This is a genomic window from Pseudoalteromonas sp. SR44-5 (genome assembly GCF_014163675.1).
Taxonomy (GTDB): Bacteria; Pseudomonadota; Gammaproteobacteria; order Enterobacterales; family Alteromonadaceae; genus Pseudoalteromonas; species Pseudoalteromonas rhizosphaerae.
The window spans coordinates 1-275 of sequence record NZ_JACJDT010000228.1 but is presented as its reverse complement, the minus strand read 5'-3'; the positions used below and the strand labels follow the sequence as shown (position 1 = coordinate 275).

At 44.4% G+C, this 275-nt stretch carries 1 protein-coding gene; it reads left to right on the top strand.

The annotated features are described in order from the left end of the window. Nucleotides 1-275 (top strand): transposase (locus tag H5154_RS24360; RefSeq protein ID WP_182719786.1); only part of this gene is annotated, 275 nt, incomplete at both ends.

Sequence of the window (275 nt, the reverse complement as noted above, 5' to 3'; positions counted from 1 at the left end):
TATGAGACAGAGCAAGAAAAGCGCCGACTAAAACGCAGTAAAGGCAAGCCACGGTTATTTACCTCAGACGACTTCCATTATGATGAGACGACACAAACCTGCCGCTGTCCCGCAGGCAATGAAATGTGGCGAAGCGGTATAAATGTAAACAGCCATAACCAAAAATACACCCGATTCTGCGGTTACTTAAAAGATTGCAAGGTATGCCCACTGCAACAGCAATGTATGCGAAAGCCACCTATAAAAACAGGACGGCAAGTTCAGTTTAAAAATGA